Origin of the sequence: Aureitalea marina (genome assembly GCF_002943755.1) — a bacterium.
Lineage (GTDB): Bacteria > Bacteroidota > Bacteroidia > Flavobacteriales > Flavobacteriaceae > Aureitalea > Aureitalea marina.
The window spans coordinates 2,682,811-2,705,202 of record NZ_MQUB01000001.1 but is presented as its reverse complement, the minus strand read 5'-3'; the positions used below and the strand labels follow the sequence as shown (position 1 = coordinate 2,705,202).

Below are 22,392 nucleotides of genomic sequence, written 5' to 3'. Positions count from 1 at the left end.
AAGATTTGTAGTTTACTTTGTGAGGACAATATGAAAAATCGATTTGGAACCCTTGCTTTGATCGGGGCGGGAATTACTGGCCTGGCGTCCCTGTACTATTGGATCGACCCTGAAAAGACGACCCTCTTGCCCTGTCCCTTTTATTTCATCACCGGGTTCCATTGTCCCGGATGTGGATCTCAACGAGCTCTGCACCATTTACTGCACGGGGATCTCGAAATAGCATTCTGGACCAATCCCTTACTGATTCTGAGCCTGATGATCGCTGTCCCAATCGTCTTCACTAGACTATTTAATTATCTATCGAATAAAGCAAGTATCAGAGAAGGAGTCAAATCCAACAAAGTGACCTACGCTTCTCTAGCAGTTGTGGTCTTATTTTGGATAGGCCGCAATATACCGGCATATCCCTTCAACCTTCTCTCGCCGGATGTATTTCCTTAATCCTGTGAAGTACCTTCTGTAGATTCTGAAGGTTTGGAATCCTGTTCTTTATCTTTTTTAGGAAAAGCTTTCTTGTTAAACAAGATCAAGAGAAAGACTCCTGTGGTGATGGCCGAATCCGCAATATTGAATACTGGCTCAAAGAAGACAAAATAATCACCGCCCCAAAAGGGTATCCAATCTGGAAGATATCCTTTCCACATAGGAAAATGGAGCATATCCACCACCTTGCCATGGAAAATGGTTCCATATCCCCCGTCAGGAGGGAACATAGTAGCAACCTGGTTGCTACTACTGTCGAAGATCAGCCCGTAGAAGACAGAATCGATAATATTCCCCATGGCTCCGGCAAAAATGAAAGAGATGGCAACGATCAAAACCCGAGGCGAAACCTTTCTAACCGAATCCCACAGCCAATATCCGATCCCGCATATGGCCACCAACCGAAAAAGGGTTAGGATCAGTTTGCCATACTCCCCGGGGATGCGGGCGCCCCAAGCCATCCCTTCGTTCTCCACGAACAGGATCTTGAACCAACTAAATACTTCTACCTCTTCGCCTAAAACGAAGTTCGTTTTGATATAGACCTTGCTTATCTGATCGATGAGCAGGACCAAAGCGATGAGTAATATTGAGTTCTTGAGTGAAAAGGATTTAGGAATCATGCGCAATACGCTATCGGACAGGTTTCTGAAGGGGCAAAAATAACAATATTTATTGGCTTGACTTTAAAGTAACGTTTCCATGACGGCTTTCTGCTTCAACCTGAAACTGACCGCCTTCAGGTAATTCATTGATCGCCTTCCCGAAGATAGACTTGGCTTTACCACTTACACTGTCCCTGGCCCAAAGCTCTATAAATCCCAAGCGGGCCATCAACTTTCCATTTCCTGCAAAGTCGTTAAAAATGCCATTCCCTTGATCAAGTTGTACAAATAAGGAATTGAATGGTCCATAAGTATCTACAGAGGCCAATCGGGCTTCCAGGTCTACCCCTATGTGACTGGGGACGAAAACCACCATCTCGATGGCAATCACTTTGTGAGCAGCCAGCTTGTCATTGTAGGCCTCAAAATAGGGTGAGTAGGCGGTTTCCAGGGATAAGGTATCACCCCTCTTTTTTACCTCCAGTACCACACTTTCATTGGATTCTCCCTCCACATAGATGGACATCCTGATCTCCGGCTCATCGTGACTGTACAGTTTGATATTATAAACTTCATCCGAGCGGATCTGCAGTACATTCAATCCTTCAGAGGACCATTGCTTGTTCATGGTCTTTTGGGCGCTGACCGGGCCTATCAGCAGGAAATGGACAATAAAGATGAATAAATACCGCATAAAAAAACCCCGAAAATCGGGGTTGATTTTGTTCTTTTCAAAGGTTACCCCTTCTACTTTTGCATGTTCTTAGCCTCGATACTCAAGGTAGCATGTGGCACCAATTTCAAGCGTTCAGGATTGATTAGCTTTCCGGTCACACGGCAGATTCCGTAAGTCTTGTTCTCTATTCGTATCAAGGCGTTCTTCAGATCACGGATAAACTTCTCTTGTCTGATAGCCAGTTGCGAGTTAGCCTCTTTACTCATCACCTCACTACCTTCATCAAAAGCCTTGAAGGTCGGAGAGGTATCGTCCGTACCGTTGTTACTATCGTTCTTATAAGCACTTTCGATCAGTTCAAGCTGTTCTTGTGCTTTATCGATCTTCTCCTGGATCAGGGCTCTGAATTCCTCCAGTTCATTATCGCTGTATCGGTTCTTTATCTCTTTTGCCATGATTTAATGTTTTTTTATGCTTAACCGGGTCTTGATGTCATCGAAAGCGATCTCAGTTCCGTCAATTACTTCTTGCGCAAATTGCAACTCCTCGGCCAAGGTTTCTTGTTTGATATACTTCATGTTCTGCTCCACTGCTGTCATCAGTCTATCGTCTTGCTCTAGTGTTACATCTACTCGATCAGTAACTTCAAAACCAGAGTCTTTTCTAAGGTTTTGAATTCGGTTAACCAATTCCCTGGCTATGCCCTCATTACGCAAATCGGGGTTGATGTTAACATCCAGTGCAACCGTGACTCCGTCAGCGTTAGCGACCAGCCAGCCTTCAATGTCCTGAGAGCTTATGATCACATCGTCGAGGGTCAATGTACTGCTTTTTTCGTTATGAGAAACTGATATTTCCCCATCTTTTTCCAGCTGCATGATCTCTTCCTGACCAAAGTCATTAATAGCCTGGGCTATCACCTTCATGTCTTTTCCGAAACGGGGGCCGAGTTTCTTGAAATCAGGTTTGATCTGCTTGACCAATATGCCAGATCCTTCGTCTATAAGCTCGATCTCCTTTACATTGACCTCAGATTTGATCAGGTCAGATACGGCTTCGATCTCTTCTCTTTCGGATTGATCCAGAACAGGGATCATGATCTTTTGCAGCGGCTGACGAACTTTGATCTTCTCTCGTTGCCGTAACGACAATACCAGGGAAGAAATTGTCTGCGCCTTTTGCATTTTGTGCTCCAGTTGCGGATCGATACAGCCCGTATTGGCTGTCGGAAAATCGCTCAGGTGAACCGATTCCTGTCCTTCTTGGACAACCCCGGACATCAGGTCCTTGTATAACCTGTCCATAAAGAAGGGCGCTACAGGTGCACTGAGCTGAGATACTCTAAGCAGGCAAGTAAAGAGTGTCTGGTAGGCTGAGATCTTGTCCGGACCATAACTACCTTTCCAGAAACGCCTTCTGCTCAATCGGACAAACCAGTTGCTCAGGTTCTCCTGAACAAAATAGGAAATAGCCCTTGCCGCACGGGTGGGCTCGTATTCCTCGTAAGCCTTATCTACGATCTGTATCAGGGAGTTTAGCTCGGATAGTATCCAGCGATCAATCTCAGGCCGGTCTTCCAATGCTGTCTCTGGCTCCCGATAGTCGAAATTATCCAGGTTGGCATAAAGCGCAAAGAAACTATAGGTGTTATAAAGTGTACCGAAGAATTTATTTCGTACTTCGGCAATTCCGTCAAGATCAAATTTCAGGTTATCCCAAGGGTTGGCATTACTGATCATATACCAACGTGTAGCATCGGGACCATACTTGTCCAAGGTCTCGAATGGATCGGCGGCATTCCCCAATCGCTTGGACATCTTCTGGCCGTTCTTATCCAGAACCAGTCCATTGGAAACCACATTCTTATATGCCACATCATCAAAGATCATAGTGCCAATTGCGTGTAGGGTATAGAACCATCCGCGGGTCTGATCTACGCCTTCAGCGATGAAGTCTGCCTTGCGCCAGGTTTGTTCTACTTTCTCCTTATTCTCGAAGGGATAGTGCCATTGAGAATAGGGCATGGACCCACTGTCAAACCATACGTCGATCAGGTCTGCCTCTCTTTTCATGGGTAGACCGGAATCAGATACCAGTACGATCTGGTCTACAATGTTCTTATGCAGGTCGATGGTTTGATAATTCTCTTCGGACATGTCACCAACCACAAAATCGGAATAGATGTCGGTTTTCATGAATCCGGCCTCAACAGCCCGCTTCATTTCCAGCTTCAACTCCTCGACAGAACCGATACACTTTTCTTCAGATCCATCTTCTGTTCGCCAAATTGGTAAAGGTATTCCCCAGTAACGCGAACGAGAAAGGTTCCAGTCATTGGCATTCGCTAACCAGTTTCCAAAGCGTCCTTCGCCAGTGGATTTAGGCTTCCAATTGATCCCCAGGTTCAGCTCGAACATCCGATCCCGGAAGTCGGTTACCTTGATGAACCAGGAGTCCAATGGGTAATACAAGATGGGTTTGTCTGTCCTCCAACAGTTCGGATAACTGTGCAGGTATTTCTCCACCTTGAAGGCTTTATTTTCAGTTTTGAGTTTGATGGCCAACTCGACATCCACGGATTTCTCCGGCGCCTGACCATCATCGTAATATTCATTCTTGACATACTTCCCTGCCAATTCTCCCATTTCCGGACGGAAACGTCCTTGGAGATCGACTAGTGGAACCAGGTTATCCTGTTCGTCCTTCACCAGCAATGGCGGCACTTCCGGCACTGCTTCCTTGGCAACCTTGGCATCGTCTGCCCCGAAGGTCGGTGCTGTGTGTACAATTCCGGTACCGTCCTCTGTTGTCACGAAATCCCCGCTGATCACGCGGAAAGCATTCTCCGGATTGTCATTTGGCAGGGCGTAATCCAGTAATTGTTCGTAGCGGATACCGACCAGGTCTTTTCCTTTGAACTCACTGTCGATCCAATACGGGACCTTCTTATCTCCGGCCTGGTAATCGGCCAACTGTCCTGCTTCTTCTGCCTCTACAAATTTGCCTGCAAATTGCTTACCTACCAAGGCCTTGGCCAACACCACCTGAATAGGCTCAAAGGTGTACTGATTAAAACTCTTGACCAGCACATAATCGATCTTGGGCCCAACGGTAAGTGCGGTATTACTTGGCAATGTCCACGGAGTGGTGGTCCATGCCAGGAAATGAACATCCCCCTTACCAGAAAGGAAATCCGGTAAAGTATCAGCTTTAGCTTTGAACTGAGCGACTACCGTAGTATCGGTAATATCCTGATAGGTCCCCGGCTGGTTGAGCTCATGCGAACTTAGTCCGGTTCCGGCTTTTGGTGAGTAAGGCTGGATAGTATACCCTTTGTAAAGCAAACCTTTAGAGTAGATCTCCTTCAGCAGCCACCAAACAGTTTCCATATACTTAGGCTCATAGGTGACATAAGGATTATCCATATCCACCCAATAGCCGGCTCGCTCTGTCAATCGGTTCCAAACATCAGTGTACCGCATGACCGCCTTCCTGCAGGCCTCATTATACTCCTCCACAGAGATCTTCTTCCCAATGTCTTCCTTGGTGATCCCTAATTCTTTTTCAACACCCAGTTCGATTGGCAAACCGTGTGTGTCCCAGCCGGCTTTACGATCTACTTTGAAGCCCTTTTGCGTCTTGAAACGGCAAAATATATCCTTGATGGCACGAGCCATAACGTGGTGGATACCTGGGAGACCATTAGCCGAAGGTGGCCCTTCGAAGAACACAAATGGAGTCTTCCCTTCCCGAATGGCAATACTCTTTTCGAAAATCTTCTCGGATTTCCAGAATTCGAGTACTTCATCACCCAGTTTGGCAAGGTCCAATCCCTTGTATTCATTAAACTTAGTGCTCATGGAACAGCGGCTTGAATTAAGGATGCGAAATTAAGAAATTTTAGAGAATTTCCCTATGTATAAAGGCTCGTTCAGGTATTGAGTTTAGTGGATTTTCTATCTTTAGAATATCCTATGAAAGACCTGACTAAATTTTGGCTTATCGCGGCCATACTGTTCACCTGCATTTCCCCTTCTCAAAACTATGTCGATGTATTTAAGATTGGATTTGGCGAATCCTTCTCCAACAGCTTTGAGGGAACAAATTCTGAGACGTCAATAACCTATTTCGACCTCAACCTGACTTATCCTATTCAGTTCAATGATCGAACTGCCATGATCACCGGTATCGACCTGGTGAGCAGCAGACTCCAATTGATCCCCAACGGGCAACGAACTTCATTGTACAGCACCACCCTGCAACTGGGTTTGAATCACAGCTTCAATGAGAAATGGAGTGCCGCATTGGTTATGCTTCCTAAGATGGCATCGGACTATAAGAGCCTGGAGTGGGACGATCTGCTGTTTGGAGGGTACACTGTAGCCCGCTTAAAAAAGACCGAAAACCTGACCTATCGCTTTGGCTGGTATCTCTCTGACGAGCAATTTGGAATATTCACTACCCCAATAATCGGATGGTATTATCTCAGCCCGAATTCTCGATTTGAAATGGACGTTTCCTTACCTATATCGGTTGATGTAAACTATGCACTGGGAGCATTTACAATTGGTTTGGACTACTTCGGGATCGGAAGAAGTTATAATATCAATCAGGTAAACAGAGGTAATGTCTATGTTCAGCAAGGCGCCTTGGATTTTGCTTCCTATCTGCAGTGGAATGGGTTTGACAAATCGGTCTTGATCCGAGGTAAACTGGGGTATACTAGCAATGATTTCGAGCTGTACGCCGACGGAGATACCTACGATCTGGGAATAACTGCCTTGCGCATCAATGACGATCGGATCAGGCTCAACCCGGAGATAAATGGCGGCTTCTTTGCCAAGATCGAAGCTATTTACAGATTCAACCTCAATGACTCCCCGGATAACGAAATTAACGAGTGATGGAAAAAACCTGTTTGGAATGTGGAGAACGCGTGGTGGGTCGATCAGACAAGAAGTTTTGCGATGATAGCTGCCGAAACAGCTATCACAACGCCCGAAACAAGGACGTGACCGCATACATTCGCAATATAAATAATCAGCTGAGAAAGAATCACCGCATCCTACAACAACTCAATACACGGGATAAAACCAAGGTGGCTAAAAAGACTCTAACAAAGGCTGGTTTCGATTTTGATCTGCACACAGGAACATACACCACCAAAACTGGCAGTGTTTATCATTATGTCTACGATCAAGGATACCTGGCTTTGGACAATGATCTTTATCTAATAGTCAAACGGGATACGTGATCACCTCCAGCTTCGGCCTTTTAATTGCAATGCAGCCTTAAGCACGTCCTTTTGGCTGATCTGCCCCACCAACTTGCCATCTTCTAGGATGGGAAACCGGCGTCGTTTAGATTTTAGGAAAAGCTCGGCTGCATCAAAAACATTCATATTCCCATCTATGGTTTCTACATCGGTGGCCATATGGTCAGAAACTTTGATGTCCTTCATAGGCTGGTTGTAGTAACGACTCACCGATATTTGTTTCATACAGTCGCCTTCGGAGATAATGCCGACCAATTCATTTTTGTCATTGACAACCGGACCTCCTGATATGCGCTTTTTGATCAGGGTATTCATGACATCAAGAACAGATTGATCCGTCTTGAACTTGATCAGATTAGTGGTCATATAGTCCGAAACTTTGATCTGCTGGTCTGTTCCTTTTGTAGGCTTGGCTCGACGGCCAACATAACTCTTGATACCCATATCGCTTATTTTTAGTCTACTTAAATATAGCTAAAAAAGGAAGTAAACTTCAAGCCTGCCTTACAGATGTAGGGGTATTCTGTAATAAATCGTAATTTTAAAGTTTAAACAAAGTCCTGCATGAACCGTCAATATGGTTTCCTCTCGTTTTTGGCCGTAATCGGCTTGATCTATCTCAGTTTTTATACCCTCATGCCCAGAGAGGGCACTCCCGCCTCTATCCCGGAGACCGAATTTTCTACCGAGCGTGCTTTGTTGCATTTACGAGAGATTTCCCGTGAGCCACATATGAATGGCTCTCCTGCTAATGACAGGGTAAAGGACTACCTGGTGGAGCAGCTGAAAGAACTTGGATTAGACCCCCAAATTCAGGAAGGTTTCGTGATTAACCAAAACCGAGGCGTTTTGGACAAGCCGGTAAACATTCTTGCCAAGATAGATGGGACGATTGGCGACCGAACATTGATGATTTTCTCTCATTACGATAGTGCCTTGGTGCCTAGTTATGGGGCCAGTGACGCAGGAAGTGGAGTTGTGACCATCTTGGAAAGTGTTAGGGCCTTTTTAAATGCTGGCGTCCCGCCGAAGAACGATATTATCATTCTCTTTACTGATGCTGAAGAGATCGGTTTGGACGGAGCGCAGTTGTTTGTCGATGAACATCCTTGGGCCCAAGAAGTTGACTTGGCTCTGAATTTTGAAGCTCGTGGAAGTGGTGGCCCAAGTAACATGATCGTCGAGACTAATCATGGAAACCAAGGGCTTATCAAAGCCTTCAAGGAGGCTGGAACAGAATACCCAGTTGCCTCATCTTTGATGTATAGCATCTATAAAATGCTGCCAAATGATACGGACTCAACTGTCTTGAGAGAAGGGGCAGATATAGACGGATACTTCTTTGCATTTATCGATGATCACTTTGATTACCATACCGCCAACGATAATTTTGAGAACTTGGATAGAAACACCTTGCAGCATCAGGGCAGCTATCTTTTACCGTTGCTTACCCATCTTGCCCAAGCAGACCTGAATGTTCGCGCCAGTGAAGACGATGTATATGTCAACTTCCCATTTATCAAGATGATCAATTATCCATTCTCCTGGATCCTCCCCATGTGGGTGATCACAGTGGTTTTGTTACTAGTCCTTGTAGGATGGGGCATGAAGAAAGGCAAACTAAGCGGACGTGGTATTGGCCGAGGTAGTTTAGTGCTCTTACTGGCTCTTATTCTATGCACCGTCATCGGGAAATATGGCTGGAGTCTGATTATGAGCATCTACCCGGAGTACTATGAGATTCAGCATGGTTTTACCTATAACGGACATACCTATATCATCTTTTTTGTGCTGCTTAGCCTGGGCATTACCTTATTCTTATACAGACGATTAGCGAAGCAAGTTTCTGTTGCGAATCTGTCCGTTGCACCGCTAATCCTTTGGATCATTATCAATGGTGCCGTATATCTGTATCTAAAAGGGGCTGCATATTTTGTGATACCTGTGTTCTTTGGCCTTGCGGCCTTATGGTTAATGATATGGCAGGAAACTCCCAACTTGCTATTGATGGCCTTACTAATTGCGCCGGCATTGATCTTGTTCTCTCCACTGATTCAATTCTTCCCAGTTGGTCTTGGGCTGGAAATGCTGTTGGCCAGCTGCGCTTTTACTGTGCTACTTTTTGGATTGGCACTGCCGGTTATCGGTTATTGGAAAGGAAAGAAATTCCTGACCTATTCTGTCCTGCTGCTATCAATGGTGTTCTTGATTCGGTCCCATCTGCAGAGTGACTTTACCCCAGAACAGCAAAAGCCAAATAGTTTGATCTATTACCAAGACCAGGATAAAGGAGAAAGCTATTGGGTGAGCTATGATGATGTTCTGGATAGCTGGACTGAGTCTTACCTGGGAGAAGAACCCAAGCCAGCTTCAGATTATGTAGCCAGTGCTTCTGGCAGCAAATACAATACTGGTTATTCTTTTGCGAACCGGGCACCTGATGTGCTCATGGATTTCTTCGATGTTCAACTGAACGAAGACACCCTGATCGGTAATGATCGCAGTGTCCGATTTACGGTTCACCCTCGGGAGGATGCCCGGCTGATCCGTTTGTATGCAGACACGCTGGTGACCTTTAAGAAACTGGTCTACAACGGAAAATCCATTGAAGCGGATAGTACCGGCTATGTCTGGCCAAACAGACGCAGTAACTTTATACTACAATATTACGTTCCCCATGGCGATAGCTTGGAAGTGGCTTATACCTCCGCCGATCAAAGCATCCCTTTCACCATATTGGAATACTCATTTGATCTGATGAGCAATGACAGACTGAACATGAATCCTCGCCCAGAGAATACCATGCCCAAACCCTTCGTAACTACCGATGCCGTTGTTGTTCGAAGATCATTTGACCCTCGACTATTTAATACAATTCCAACCGACTCATTAATTGCTGATGACTAGAACGATCGGTATGGCGGGAGTTGGGTGGTTGGGCCTGCCATTGGCACGTCACCTAAAACTTTTGGGGTATACCATCAAAGGCAGCGTGAGCAGTCTGGACAAGGCCGGACTGCTGCAACAAAGCGGTCTGGAAGTCTATCCGATAACCCTCACCGATCATGGCATTCAAGGTCCTGTTCAGGCCTTTCTCGGAGAGGTTGAGACCCTTGTAATTATGATTCCGCCTGGTTTAAGGCGTAATACAGGCTCAGACTATGTATTGAAGATGGCCTATTTCCTGGATGAGATCAAGCTGTCTAAGGCCCAAAAGGTCATTTTAGTTTCCAGCACATCCGTTTATGGCGATTCACAAGGGAAGGTAACCGAAAAAGACCTGCCCAAACCGGAAACTGAAGCAGGTAGACAGCTATTACAGGTGGAACAGATGTTCTTTAACTCGGGAGGTTTTAAAACCACTATAGTCAGGTTTGGAGGACTCTATGGCGGCAGTCGGCAACCGGTCAGATATCTGGCAGGCAGAAAGAACTTGAGTGGCGGGAATGCTCCGGTAAACCTCATCCATAGAGAAGATTGTGTTCAGATCATTTCCCTTATCATAAGGCAAAATGCGTATGGCAAGATCTTTAATGCCGTCATGCCCTCGCATCCCACAAAGGCAGATTACTATTCCATGGTTGCAGAATCTTTAGGGCTGGAACCTCCACATTACTCGGAAGAGTCCGGTGGTGACCTAATCTACAAGCAGGTTGATTCCGACCAGATCGGCCCCGTTTTAGAATACGACTTTATTCACCACCTATAAAAAAGGGAGCCCAAAGGCTCCCCATCTATCAAAAATAATCAATTCATCTACCAAATTCTTACACGCTCTTCCGGTGGCAAATACATGGCATCTCCTTCTTTAATATCGAATGCTTCATAGAAGGCATCGATATTCAGTAATGGCTGAGTAGCCCGGTATCGTCCAGGTGAGTGCGGATCCGTTTTGATCTGGGTCCTCAAGGCATCTTCTCTGGAGAGTGTTCTCCAAATTGTTGCCCAACTCATAAAGAATCTTTGTTCTGCCGTTAATCCGTCAATATCTTCCGGACGTCCGTTTTCGGCGTAGAAACGCTGCAGACCGTCATAAGCTCCTAAAAGACCTCCAAGATCTCCAATATTCTCACCAAGGGTGAATTTTCCATTGATGAAAACGCTATCCAGTACCTCGATCTGAGAATACTGCTCTGCCAAGGCATCTCCTCTCTCGGTAAACTTGACAAGATCATCTTCTGTCCACCAATTGACCAGATTACCATCACCGTCAAATCTGGATCCACTGTCGTCAAAGGCATGAGAGATCTCGTGACCGATTACTGCACCAATACCTCCATAGTTAACGGCTTCGTCAGCCAGGTAATCATAGAACGGTGGCTGAAGGATAGCTGCCGGGAACACGATCTCATTGTTCAAGGGGTTGAAGTAAGCGTTTACGGTCTGAGGAGCCATACCCCACTCACCTCGATCTACGGGCTCACCAATCTCACCAAGGTTCTTTTCCAGTGCCCACTTGTTCGCAGCCACCATATTCTCGAAATAGCCGTTTTCGGCTTTGATCTCCATATTGGAGTAATCTTCCCACTCGTCCGGATAACCAATCTTCACAGTGAACTTATCCAATTTCTCGACAGCTTTTAATTTAGTGGAATCACTCATCCAATCCAGATTCTTGATTCTGTCCTGGAAGGCCGCGATCACGTTAGCGATCATCAATTCCGCCTTGGCCTTGGCTTCAGGTGGGAACATTTCGTCAACATAAACCTGACCTAAGGCCTCTCCCATTGTACCGTTTACCGTTGCCAGGGCACGCTCTTCTGCAGGACGTTGTTCTTGCGCCCCTCGAAGGTATTTGCTGTAAAACTCCCAATTGGCCTTTTCGATATCCGTGGTCAATACATTGGTATTACTATTGAAGGTATCCCAACGCATCAGCGTCTTGATATCCTCCATTGGGGTCTCAGTCATGAAATCGTTCAGGACTCTGGTGTATTCCGGCTGCATCACGATCATCGTATCTACCTGTTTCTCGACACCCAGGTCATCTAGTAATTTCTGTATGTTGATTGCCGGCATCATTTCCTGTACCTCAGCTAGTGTTTTTGGGTTGTTGAAATTACGAGCATCACGACTCTGAACTTTGTCAAAGCGAGGCTCGGCCAATTTGGTTTCCATTTCCAAAATCTTCTCTGCACTTAGACGTGCTGTAGCCTCGTCATCTCCCAGATATTGCAGCATTCTTGTGATGTGGTTAACGTATTCCGCTCGAATCTCTTTGGACTTGTCGTCCTGATCCAGATAATAATCACGGTCCGGAAGACCTAAACCTGCTGGAGTTAGATAAGCTGCGTTCATTGCTGAGTTATTTAGATCTCCGAAAGCCTGAACTCCCAAGAATGGAGAAGACATAGCCGGGTCTGTCGCCAACTTCGTTTGAAGATCTTCCAGATTCTCGATACTGGCAATGTTGTCTAATGTTGGTTGCAGCGGGGATATTCCGCGGTCATTGCGAGTAAGTGTATCCAATTTGGTATCGAACAAGGCTAAGGCTTTGCCTTGATCGGAATCCGCAGAATATCGGTTAAACTCTTTTGCGTTAGAGATCAATCTCAGCACGTCTGCATCTGTCGATTTCCGCAGTACACTGAATCCACCCCAACTGGAGCGATCGTCTGGAATCTTGGTCTCTTTCATCCAGGTACCGTTCACATAATTGTAGAAATCCTCCTTGGGATCTACAGCGGTATCCATGTTGGCCATAATTAACCCGTGAGGGGCATCATCCACCTTGGCCGTATCTTTTTCTTCGGCGCACGAACTCACCAAAGCAACGAGCAAGGTGAGAGCCATTGTAGTGCTGATCAGTTTGGTTTTCATATTGTTATTTTTGGTTTCTATACTAAAGACTGTAATAACCTCTACGAGGTTACGTATAAGTGTCAATTTTCTCGATTTGTTACAGTATCGTTCCTAATCTGGTCCTGTAATTCAAGGAGTTCTATCGAGTCTAGGAATCTTTTTTGTTTCTCCAGTTCCAGTTGTTCGTCGACTGCTCGCTGCTGATCGATCTGGTCCTTCTGAAATTTCTCGTTAATCTGGACGAATAAACTGCTAACCGATAGATTCAATTCTGCCAAGGCTTGCTCTAGCAAAAGGGTGTCCAATCTGTCCCGATTAGCCTCCTGATTCAACAATTCAGCTCTGGTTTGTGTCACCATAAGTCGGGAGTAGATAGGAAGGGTATTCAATGTATCCGGGATGGTCTTTCTCAATGAGTCTGTGTGCTGTATTAAGCGCTTAGATTTATTTTGAATCACACCCACAGAGTGCCCGTTCATGGTTGTTACTTCAGATTTGAACTCTTCAAAGATCGGCCATAGGGTTAATACCTCCATAGTCTGCTGAGATAGGGCTGGAAACCGATAATCGACATTTCCGTATAAGCGGGTACTGTCCTGCAAGACACCTTCTAAAGGCTGGTTCTCATCTCCTGCTTTGTTCTGACAGGAAGAAAGTGCAATTATCAATCCTGTGATCAGAAATAACAAGGCGCGTTCTCTCATAGTTTTCAACACAAGGACAACAAATATAGGGTATTCGTGCCTTGAGCACATAAAAATTGAACATCAGGGCAAGAATATGACTATATTTATCGGCGATTCAGACCTGCAAATTGATGAGCAAAAGCATACTGGTTATCGGTGCCAGAGGACAGATAGGAACCGAATTGACCTCAGCCCTAAGGGATATTCACGGCAACGACTCCGTCATTGCCAGCGACATTGTCACTATAGATGACGCATTTACTAATTCCGGTCCATTTGTGCAGTTAGATGCCATGGATAAAATGGCAATCCAAGACGTCATCAAGGATAACGAAGTAGAAGAGGTTTATCTGATGGCAGCTATGCTTTCTGCAACCGCAGAGAAGTACCCATCCAAGGCTTGGGACTTGAACATGACCTCTTTGTTCAATCTGTTGGAAATAGCTAAAGAAGGGTTGATCACCCGTTTATTCTGGCCTTCCAGCATAGCAGTCTTTGGCCCCACAACCCCGCGTCAAAATACTCCTCAGCATACCATTACTGAACCCAGTACAGTCTACGGAATTTCAAAGCTAGCCGGAGAAAGATGGTGCGAGTACTATAGCAAACAATTTGGAGTGGATGTCCGTTCTATCCGTTATCCTGGCCTGATCAGCTATAAAACTGCGCCTGGAGGAGGGACTACAGATTATGCAATAGATGTTTTCCACCAAGCCCTAAACAATGGTAATTATGATTGCTTTCTGGGCCCGCAATCGACCCTTCCAATGATGTATATGGACGATGCCATCCGCGCCACCATCAGTATAATGGATGTGCCTTCAGAACAGATCAGCATACGAAATTCTTATAACCTGGCGGGGGTTAGCTTTTCACCGGCTGAGATTGCGTCAGAGATCGAGAAACGCATTCCCGGATTTCAAATGGATTACAATCCCGATTTTAGACAAGCGATCGCGGATTCGTGGCCAGCCAGCATAGACGATAGTCAAGCCCGGAAAGATTGGAATTGGAGTCATCGATTTGAGCTAAAAGAACTGGTGGAGGAGATGATCAAGAATCTATCCGGTCAGCAGTGAGTTCAACGGAGCTGGAACGAAACAAAGCCAATGCCGTCGCTTTTTATCGAATGGCCTTTCTAGGTGATCCCAAGAATGCCGTGGAGCATTATGTCGGAGATCAATACATTCAACAACCCGGATGTTGCCGACGGAAAGGATGGCTTCATAGACTATTTTGAACGGATGCAGTCCGAATATCCCGATAAGTCAATTGAGTTTGTTCGGGCTGTTGCCGAGGGTGATCTGGTCGCCTTACATACCATGCAAACTTGGCCGGGTAATGACCAATACGTAACCATGGATTTTTTTCGTTTCGATGACAATGGGAAGATCGTCGAGCACTGGGACGCCATCCAACAAGTGCCTGATAAAATGGCCCATGGGAATGGGATGGTTTGAGTCGTGAGTCGTGAGTCGTGAGTCGTGAGTCGTGAGTCGAAATCTATTGTTTTCGGTTAAAATTTGCCACGAGAGAAAGTTAACTTTCACAAGGGTTCCACCCCCACCCAAAATCAAGTTAGCAGATAAATTTTAAAGAGTAATTCGTTTAATACAACTTGCTTAGTTAATTCTTGAATTGGTGGTTGGGGTTTGGGAATTCATCCCAGGATTATGCCGTGAGGACATGATCCTGAGGTATCCGTTTTTTATTTATTGACGTAACGCACAGATAGGAAATACCCATAATACCCCACTGCCTCACTTGATATAGAAGTTAACATTATCCAGGCGGTACGGTAATCGTTACTATAGTTGGAAAACGTAGTTTGCTCAAGCTGAACAGTCCTTGTGAAATTATATTTCTCGTCTAGTACCTTCTTGAATCGAAGGTAGGTCTTCTTGTCTTCAAAAGAATAACTCACCCATTTTCCATTATCCCCATTGTCCCTATATTATTTGAGTTCGACATTGTCACTGTAATTAGCAGTTTCACAAAAGTAAGTACGTGATATGGCATTGTATACGAAACCTCGCTCAACCGCAAAGGATTCGAATTGAAATTGGTTAAACTTGCGGGATTTGACCAACTCATCGAGCTCTAGTGTGCAACCTTGAGAATAAATGGTTCCTGCAATTAGCAGAGATATTAGCAAAGGGAACTTATTCATTCTTGCAGTCTTTAAGTCTTACTGCAAAAGTACATTTGAAGATTGGAATATTTCGTAACAGAGAATGTCGGGCACAAAAAAGCCCCCATCTAGCTCCCACAAATGCCTTTAATGGCAGAGAAGAAGAAATTGATTAGGAGCACTTTCAATAACAAGGGGCTAGGATTATTTCCTTTAGAAATGATCCTGATTTATCCAATACTGCAAGTAAAATCTTTATCGCTTCGCGATTATGCTTGTGCTCTTTCCATCGATCAAGCAAGCTTGTCTCTTGAAAAAGCACGACACAACATTCATTAAATGAAGAAAGATTTTACTTGATCCAGAAGAGCCAGGATTAACTCGCCCTGCGGGCTCGTTGGACCTCACGCAATAAGCTCTTTACCCACCAAACACTACCTCTCGCGGGGCATACTTTTTTTCTCGATCCTTACCCTCAAGCAAGCTTGGGGTAAGGTCTCTTCAAAAAAAATACCCGCTATCGCGGGTAGTGTTTTGGTGTAGCCCCGCCAGGACTCGAACCTGGATCTAAAGTTTAGGAAACTTCTATTCTATCCCTTGAACTACGGGGCCGTGGGCTGCAAATGTAAAAATTTTCGAGCCAGAAAGTTCAATTGCTCAAATGCATTAACTTTAGACCTTTAAAATCCAAATCATGCTTAAAACACGGATGCTATTGATCGCTCTTTTACTTGGAGCAGTAATTACGGGTTGGTCACAGGAATATTCTAAAAAGGATAGGAAAGTGACCATTTTTACTTCGGAAGAAAAGGATAACCTTCAAATGTGGATGAATGAAGAGGTAGATAAACGAATGGGGATGAACCAGGAGGAAAGAGACGAATACTGGAGCACACTCACCTACTACTTCGTAAAAATGGGCCGCCTGGACGATAAAGATCAAGGGCTTTCCAAAGATGAGTTAAAGGTAGAAGTAGAGAAGCTTTTAGATAAACAAGAAGCTGAAATGAAAGAGAACCTGACCGCAGAACAGTATGCTGTTCATCAAGAGATCATTGGCGAGCTAATGCGTTCTGCCTATAAACGTTGGGGGATAGAATAACAAACGTCCATTGGTAGAAAGGTTATATCCATATCGTTTCGGACTTTTTCTTCTCAGTCTGAGTTTTATTCTTTTCGGGGGCCTGTTGATGCCTTTCGGAATATTTGAAGATGTTTTTCTGCCTATAGCGAACACCCTAAACCTGGTTGCTGGTCTGCTTCTTATATCAGATAATAAGCGGATGTTTCGTTTTTTCCTGGTATTGCTCGGTCTGCTGCTTCTTACTTCCCTGTTGAATCTCTTTGGAATTGGCGATGGCCGATTGAATCACCTGGTGAACATGGCAGTTTTATTCCCGTTCTATGCCATGGTGACCTATGAGATCATCAAACAGATACTCACCATGAAAAATGTGACCATGTCGACTTTGTTAGGGTTGATTAGTGGTTATATCTGTCTTGGACTTATCGGAGCATTATTGTGTATGATAATTGAGATGTTCGCTCCAGGATCTTTTTCTGGAATAACCCCAGCAAGGGGTATATTGCCCAATGTAGAGGACATCGTATATTTTAGTTACATCACCTTGCTGACCATAGGTTACGGAGAGATCTTTCCAGTGGCCGATGCCGCCCGGAAAGCGGCTATTTTGATCGGGTTGGTAGGACAATTCTATATGGTTATCATCACAGCGGTTGTGGTTTCCAAATACATGAGTCAAAAGAATTAACATCACGCGCTCCATTCATTCCATTGGATTGACCTAATTTAGTTTTTCATATTAAAACCCACGTTTAGCCATGTACAGGATCAAATTCATAGCTCTTTGCTCTTTATTGACGTTTTCTTCGATCGTGTTGGGACAGGATGAAGAGACTGGTAATTCGGATAACCTGGAGCAGAAAATTCAAAATCCAGTTGCTGATCTGATCAGCTTGCCATTTCAAAACAATATCGATTTTGGTGTTGGTCCGGATAACCGGACTCGAAACACGCTGAATATTCAACCAGTACTTCCATTTAAGATAAATGAGAATTTTAACTTGATCACCCGGACGATCGTTCCGGTTATCTCTCAACCTGTGGGAAGTAGTAATAGCGAATTTGGTTTAGGCGATGTCAACCTTAGTCTTTTTCTCACCTCGGCAAAACCCAAGAAGACTATCATTGGTTATGGTTTAGCACTAGGTCTTCCCACCGCGACAGATCCGGTACTGGGCACTGGTAAATGGAGCGCAGGGCCCAGTGTGGTTGTTTTAGTGCAGCCCAAAGGATTGACCGTTGGAGGCCTTGTCCAGAACACTTGGTCCTATGCAGGGGCAAGTGACAGACCGGATGTGAACTTTTTTTACTCCCAGGTGTTTGTCGTCAAGAATCTGTCCAATGGATGGTATGTAAATTCCGCACCCATAATAACAGCCAATTGGGAAGCTAGTTCGGGTAATCAATGGACAGTTCCTATTGGAGCGGGTGCTGGGAAACTATTTCGCGCCGGCAAACTACCTATAAACGCCCAATTGGGTTACTATTACAATGTAGTTACACCCGATTTCGGTCCTGAGAGTCAACTGAGGATCCAAGTCGTACTATTATTTCCAAAATAAATCCTTACATGAAATCAATTAAAAAACTCCTTTTACTCAGTTTGTTTATCGTCGGTCTAATTGGATGCTCCGGCGTAAAGGTTCTGGACTCCTGGAAAGGCGAAAATGCTGCCACCTTAAAGTCCAAGAACACTCTGGTAATCGCCAGAACTAATAATCAGCAAGCGCGGATAGCGTTTGAAGAGGCTATTGCCAATAAATTGAGAGCCGCAGGCGTACCTGCTACGGAGAGCTATAAAAAGATCCCAACTTTAAATGTGGAAAAGAAATTGACAGAAGCCGACGTGGCCGAGGCCAAAAGAAAGATCGAAGCTGCAGGCTACCACGGTGTGGTAATCAGTGTAATGAAAGACAAAAAACTCACCGTTCAACGTAACAGTGATGGAGGCTACTACGCCGGGGCGACCTATGGCGTTACCGAACCCTTCTATTCTGCAAGTTTTTATGGTTACTATGCCTATCCAGGATCCTATTACATGCAATATGGCGGGAATTATGTGCCAGAAACGGTAACTACTCAAGAGTCGGTTACCTATGTGTTGGAGACCTTGTTCTACAACCTGGACGAACCTGAAGAAAAACAACTTTTAGCGGTGGTTACCTCGTCTTTAGAAGACCCAGAAGGCGCGTCAGCAACGGCTAAGATATACGCCAATAAAATAGCTTCAGCGCTTAAATAATCTACTCAAATCTTTTAGCATGAAATTAAAAATCATAGCGTTTTCAATTGCGTTTCTTTATATAGGCATATTGAGCGCCCAAAGCATAGAGATCACTCCCTCTTACGGAATACAGTTTGGCTCGAAACTGAACTATGGAGTCAATTATTTAAAAATATCCGATGGTGACCAATACGGGGTCAATGTGGGGTATGAAGTGGACTATGGAACTCTGGTCGAAGCTTCATGGATCCATCACGACGCCGAATTGTCCATAAAGGACATCTACATTGCTCCGACAGAAAGAAAGGTCGCTGATTTAAGCGCGGACTGGATTCAGATCGGAGTAATGCGTTATTTAAACGATGCTCCTGTTAAACCCTTTGTGGGAGGTGCATTGGGATTGGTCATACTAGCACCGTCTAATGAAAACAGTGAAATCGTTAACCGAAGTTTGTCTAATTCTACAGAGTTTGCATTTTCCTTCAAAGCTGGACTCAATATCATGTTCTCTGAAGTAGTTGGATTAAACCTTCAAGGGAATCTCCTCTTCCCAGTCTCCTGGGGTGGAGTTTATGTGGCTGGAGGCCCAGGTGGAATTGGCGGTGGCGTCAGTGTGTCGGGAACTACGATTATTGGAGGATTCAGCGGTGGCCTAGTTTTTCGTCTAGGCACGGGAAGTTAGACTTGAACAATACACTTTATCGAGGGGGTTTCTGTGGGAAATCCCTCTTTTTGTTTGGGTTTCATCAATAATTGGTTAACTTGATTAGTCTAATGTCTAAGTTCAGATTAGACGTTATTCACCACTAACTCAAAATTTTAATTAAACTCTTGATTATGAAAAGAATCCTATCCGTCTTTTTGTGCATGATCATGGCTGCTATGGTCTATGCACAAGACAAACCGAACATCCTTGTTATCTGGGGTGACGATATCGGTCGATCCAATATTAGTGCCTACACCATGGGAATGATGGGCTACCAAACTCCGAACATAGATCGGGTAGCAAAAGAAGGAATAATCTTTACGGATTACTATGGAGAGCAGTCCTGTACTGCGGGTCGCTCCTCCTTTATTATGGGACAAAGTGTATTCAGAACCGGTTTGTCCAAAGTAGGACTACCTGGTGCAGATCTCGGTATGCAAGTAGAGGATCCTACCATCGCCGGACTGCTCAAGGATCAAGGTTATGCCACAGGTCAATTTGGAAAGAACCACTTAGGAGATAAAGACACTCACTTGCCAACGAATCACGGATTCGATGTCTTCTTCGGGAACCTCTATCACTTGAATGCCGAAGAAGAGCCAGAAAATGAGGATTATCCAGGAGATATGATCATGGCCGATGGACGAACCTTCCGTGAAACCTATGGCCCCAGAGGAGTAATCCGTAGTTCCGCCGATGGTAAGATCGAAGATACAGGGCCACTGACCAAAAAGCGAATGGAAACTGTAGATGATGAAACCGTTGCAGCAGCCTTGGATTTCATCCGTCAACAGACTTCCTCGGGCACACCATGGTTTGTTTGGTGGAGTGGAACACGCATGCACTTCCGAACACATGTTCAGGAAAGTCGCAGACATCCGGGTAACGATGAATATACCGATGGTATGATCGAGCACGATATGCATATTGGACAATTCCTAGACCTTTTGGACGAATTGGGTATAGCCGACAATACAATTGTGCATTATTCAACTGATAACGGCCCTCATTACAATACGTGGCCAGATGCAGCATCAACTCCTTTCCGAGGTGAAAAGAACACCAACTGGGAAGGTGGATGGCGAGTGCCGGCTATGGTGAGATGGCCAGGTGTCATCAAACCAGGTTCAGTCAGTAATGGCGTGGTGCACCATATGGATTGGCTTCCAACCTTTGTGGCAGCTGCTGGTAAATCAGATATCAAAACAGACCTCTTGGACGGATACAATAGCAGTGCACTGGGGCGCAACTACAAGGTTCATTTGGACGGATACAACCTGATGGAGCACCTCAAGGACCCTCAAAATGTAGAAAGCCCTCGTAAAGAGATTTTCTATTTTTCAGATGACGGTGACTTAACTGCTCTGCGTTATGGTCCTTGGAAACTAATCTTTATGGAACAAAAGGTCGAGGCCACTCTGGAAGCCTGGGCCAATCCGTTTACACCATTGCGTGTACCACTGATGTTCCATTTGAGGAGAGATCCATATGAAAGAGCGCAAATTACCTCTAACACATACTATGACTGGTTAATCGACCGAGTTTATCTGTTTATACCAGCACAGGAGTATGTTGGAAAGTTCCTGGCTACCTTCAAGGATTATCCACCTCGACAGAAGGCGGCCAGTTTCTCACTTGATCAAGTGATGGAACAGCTCTCCAACTCTGGAGGCTCCAAATAACAATTGATCGTCTTAGTTAACCCCTGGTTGAAAGACCGGGGTTAATGTTACCATATCCCTGTATTCTAAGCCGCCTCAGCCATGCGTATCATCCTGATTCCGGGGCTTGTGTAGCCGCAATCAACGGCGATGCCAGAAAGGCAGGATGTAATACTGATTTGATCAATACAGATGGATGGAATAGTTTCAAAATGTCCTTACCCCCATTTCCAATAGCAATGGACCCGCCCTTACTTCAGATTCGGAGGTATTATCCGATAACAATAGGGAAGCCGAAAACTAGTTCAGAGTAGGCACAACTAAAAACTAACAACATGCCACAAACATTTTTAAAACGAGCTCGAGGAGCTGTCAAATATTGGTATTTACCGCTACTGGCCGGATTGGTTCTGATCGGAATTGGTATTTGGACCTTCGCTAAGCCCGAAGCTTCGTATGCCGCCTTGGCTTTTTTGTTTGCGCTCTCCTTCCTGATTTCAGGAGCTGCGGAAGCTTTATTCGCATTGAATAACCGAAAAATATTGGATGGCTGGGGATGGACCTTTGTAATGGGACTATTGACTTTGGTCGTTGGATTAATTATGCTTAATCGGCCTGAACTTTCCAAGATAACTTTGGCCTTCTTTGTTGGATTCGTCGTGCTTTTCCGGTCTTTCCAGGCAATAAGTGTAGCCATCGATCTTCGAAATTTTCGCGTCACGGCATGGGGCAATTTAATGGTCATAGGGGTCCTGGGAGTGATCTTCGGTTTCATCCTCTTATGGAACCCGGCCTTTGCTGGACTTGGCGTCATCATTTGGACAGGGCTGGCATTCTTGACCGCTGGTATTTTCAATGTGATTCTCTCCATGAAACTGAAGAAGATCCACGATATGCCTGCCAAGATCTCCAAAGAACTAATGGACCGTTACAACAAATTGGAAAGAGAAATTGCCGAAGAAATGGAAAAGGCAGATTCTTAAACCATCATACTATTTACACCCTATCCGGTGAATTTCGTTTTACCGGATAGGTTTTTTTATTTAAAACTCTCCT

The 22,392-nt window shown here is 44.9% G+C and carries 21 protein-coding genes, 1 tRNA gene and 1 pseudogene; 15 read left to right on the top strand and 8 right to left on the bottom strand.

Going from position 1 to position 22,392, the window contains the following annotated elements; all coding sequences use genetic code 11:
- Positions 1-30: 30 nt before the first annotated feature.
- The gene (locus tag BST85_RS12410; protein WP_104813550.1) at positions 31-444 is read left to right on the top strand and encodes a DUF2752 domain-containing protein; all 414 of its coding nucleotides are present in this window, start codon (positions 31-33) and stop codon (positions 442-444) included.
- Here the strand turns inward: BST85_RS12410 and BST85_RS12405 are convergent.
- From BST85_RS12405 to ileS, 4 genes are read right to left on the bottom strand one after another with little or no spacing between them, the layout of a single operon-like run.
- Positions 441-1,109 (bottom strand): lipoprotein signal peptidase, encoded by a 669-nt coding sequence (locus BST85_RS12405; protein WP_104813549.1) that lies wholly within the window; start codon positions 1,107-1,109, stop codon positions 441-443. The genes BST85_RS12410 and BST85_RS12405 overlap by 4 nt on opposite strands.
- A gap of 49 nt (positions 1,110-1,158) precedes the next feature.
- Positions 1,159-1,785, bottom strand: coding sequence for a hypothetical protein (locus BST85_RS12400; RefSeq protein ID WP_104813548.1), 627 nt, complete (start codon positions 1,783-1,785; stop codon positions 1,159-1,161).
- A 53-nt stretch (positions 1,786-1,838) separates the two neighbouring features.
- Positions 1,839-2,222, bottom strand: a complete 384-nt coding sequence (locus tag BST85_RS12395; RefSeq protein WP_104813547.1) for a TraR/DksA family transcriptional regulator — start codon at positions 2,220-2,222, stop codon at positions 1,839-1,841.
- A gap of 3 nt (positions 2,223-2,225) precedes the next feature.
- Complete coding sequence (ileS, locus tag BST85_RS12390; RefSeq protein ID WP_104813546.1) at positions 2,226-5,627, bottom strand: isoleucine--tRNA ligase; 3,402 nt, start codon at positions 5,625-5,627, stop codon at positions 2,226-2,228.
- 114 nt (positions 5,628-5,741) lie between these two features.
- Between ileS and BST85_RS12385 the strand changes: the two genes are divergently transcribed.
- Both BST85_RS12385 and BST85_RS12380 read left to right on the top strand, forming a co-directional pair.
- Complete coding sequence (locus BST85_RS12385; protein ID WP_104813545.1) at positions 5,742-6,671, top strand: DUF6268 family outer membrane beta-barrel protein; 930 nt, start codon at positions 5,742-5,744, stop codon at positions 6,669-6,671.
- Entirely contained in the window at positions 6,671-7,021 is a 351-nt protein-coding gene (locus BST85_RS12380; protein WP_104813544.1) for a hypothetical protein, read from the top strand. Before BST85_RS12385 ends, BST85_RS12380 begins: the two co-directional genes overlap by 1 nt.
- On the opposite strand, the gene BST85_RS12375 is transcribed toward BST85_RS12380, so the two are convergent.
- Complete coding sequence (locus BST85_RS12375; protein ID WP_104813543.1) at positions 7,022-7,486, bottom strand: CBS domain-containing protein; 465 nt, start codon at positions 7,484-7,486, stop codon at positions 7,022-7,024.
- Between the two features lie 120 nt (positions 7,487-7,606).
- Here BST85_RS12375 and BST85_RS12370 point away from each other — a divergent pair, with 120 nt between their 5' ends.
- Complete coding sequence (locus BST85_RS12370; RefSeq protein ID WP_104813542.1) at positions 7,607-9,949, top strand: M20/M25/M40 family metallo-hydrolase; 2,343 nt, start codon at positions 7,607-7,609, stop codon at positions 9,947-9,949.
- On the top strand, positions 9,942-10,751 hold the full coding sequence (locus BST85_RS12365) for an SDR family oxidoreductase (RefSeq protein WP_104813541.1): 810 nt from the start codon (positions 9,942-9,944) through the stop codon (positions 10,749-10,751). Before BST85_RS12370 ends, BST85_RS12365 begins: the two co-directional genes overlap by 8 nt.
- 47 nt (positions 10,752-10,798) lie before the next feature.
- Here BST85_RS12365 and BST85_RS12360 read toward each other — a convergent pair whose 3' ends face one another.
- The gene (locus tag BST85_RS12360) at positions 10,799-12,862 is read right to left on the bottom strand and encodes a M13 family metallopeptidase (RefSeq protein WP_104813540.1); all 2,064 of its coding nucleotides are present in this window, start codon (positions 12,860-12,862) and stop codon (positions 10,799-10,801) included.
- A gap of 62 nt (positions 12,863-12,924) precedes the next feature.
- Positions 12,925-13,548 (bottom strand): hypothetical protein, encoded by a 624-nt coding sequence (locus tag BST85_RS12355; RefSeq protein WP_104813539.1) that lies wholly within the window; start codon positions 13,546-13,548, stop codon positions 12,925-12,927.
- A 113-nt stretch (positions 13,549-13,661) separates the two neighbouring features.
- On the opposite strand from BST85_RS12355, the gene BST85_RS12350 reads away from it, so the two are divergent.
- The 3 genes and pseudogenes from BST85_RS12350 (at position 13,662) to BST85_RS14260 (ending at position 16,000) form a co-directional block, all read left to right on the top strand.
- A complete protein-coding gene (locus BST85_RS12350) occupies positions 13,662-14,609 on the top strand; it encodes an NAD-dependent epimerase/dehydratase family protein (protein ID WP_104813538.1) in 948 nt (315 codons plus the stop codon).
- A gap of 50 nt (positions 14,610-14,659) precedes the next feature.
- A pseudogene (locus BST85_RS12345) lies at positions 14,660-14,990 on the top strand (nuclear transport factor 2 family protein).
- Between the two features lie 821 nt (positions 14,991-15,811).
- Positions 15,812-16,000 carry a hypothetical protein gene (locus BST85_RS14260; RefSeq protein WP_146090720.1) on the top strand — a complete coding sequence of 63 codons (189 nt, stop codon included), beginning with the start codon at positions 15,812-15,814 and terminating at the stop codon, positions 15,998-16,000.
- 201 nt (positions 16,001-16,201) lie between these two features.
- Here the strand turns inward: BST85_RS14260 and BST85_RS12335 are convergent.
- Positions 16,202-16,273: transfer RNA gene (locus tag BST85_RS12335), tRNA-Arg, on the bottom strand.
- A gap of 82 nt (positions 16,274-16,355) precedes the next feature.
- Between BST85_RS12335 and BST85_RS12330 the strand changes: the two genes are divergently transcribed.
- The 7 genes from BST85_RS12330 to BST85_RS12300 all read left to right on the top strand — a co-directional run bounded on the left by BST85_RS12330 (position 16,356) and on the right by BST85_RS12300 (position 22,319).
- Entirely contained in the window at positions 16,356-16,763 is a 408-nt protein-coding gene (locus BST85_RS12330) for a hypothetical protein (RefSeq protein WP_104813536.1), read from the top strand.
- Positions 16,764-16,773: 10 nt separating this feature from the next.
- A complete protein-coding gene (locus BST85_RS12325) occupies positions 16,774-17,433 on the top strand; it encodes a potassium channel family protein (RefSeq protein WP_146090719.1) in 660 nt (219 codons plus the stop codon).
- Between the two features lie 70 nt (positions 17,434-17,503).
- The gene (locus tag BST85_RS12320; protein ID WP_146090718.1) at positions 17,504-18,307 is read left to right on the top strand and encodes a neuromedin U; all 804 of its coding nucleotides are present in this window, start codon (positions 17,504-17,506) and stop codon (positions 18,305-18,307) included.
- Between the two features lie 8 nt (positions 18,308-18,315).
- Positions 18,316-18,987 carry a hypothetical protein gene (locus BST85_RS12315; RefSeq protein WP_104813533.1) on the top strand — a complete coding sequence of 224 codons (672 nt, stop codon included), beginning with the start codon at positions 18,316-18,318 and terminating at the stop codon, positions 18,985-18,987.
- 19 nt (positions 18,988-19,006) lie between these two features.
- Complete coding sequence (locus BST85_RS12310) at positions 19,007-19,651, top strand: hypothetical protein (protein ID WP_104813532.1); 645 nt, start codon at positions 19,007-19,009, stop codon at positions 19,649-19,651.
- Positions 19,652-19,806: 155 nt separating this feature from the next.
- Positions 19,807-21,357: an arylsulfatase gene (locus BST85_RS12305; RefSeq protein ID WP_104813531.1), complete on the top strand. Its 1,551-nt coding sequence runs from the start codon at positions 19,807-19,809 to the stop codon at positions 21,355-21,357.
- A gap of 314 nt (positions 21,358-21,671) precedes the next feature.
- Positions 21,672-22,319 (top strand): HdeD family acid-resistance protein, encoded by a 648-nt coding sequence (locus BST85_RS12300; protein ID WP_104813530.1) that lies wholly within the window; start codon positions 21,672-21,674, stop codon positions 22,317-22,319.
- Positions 22,320-22,392 lie beyond the last annotated feature (73 nt).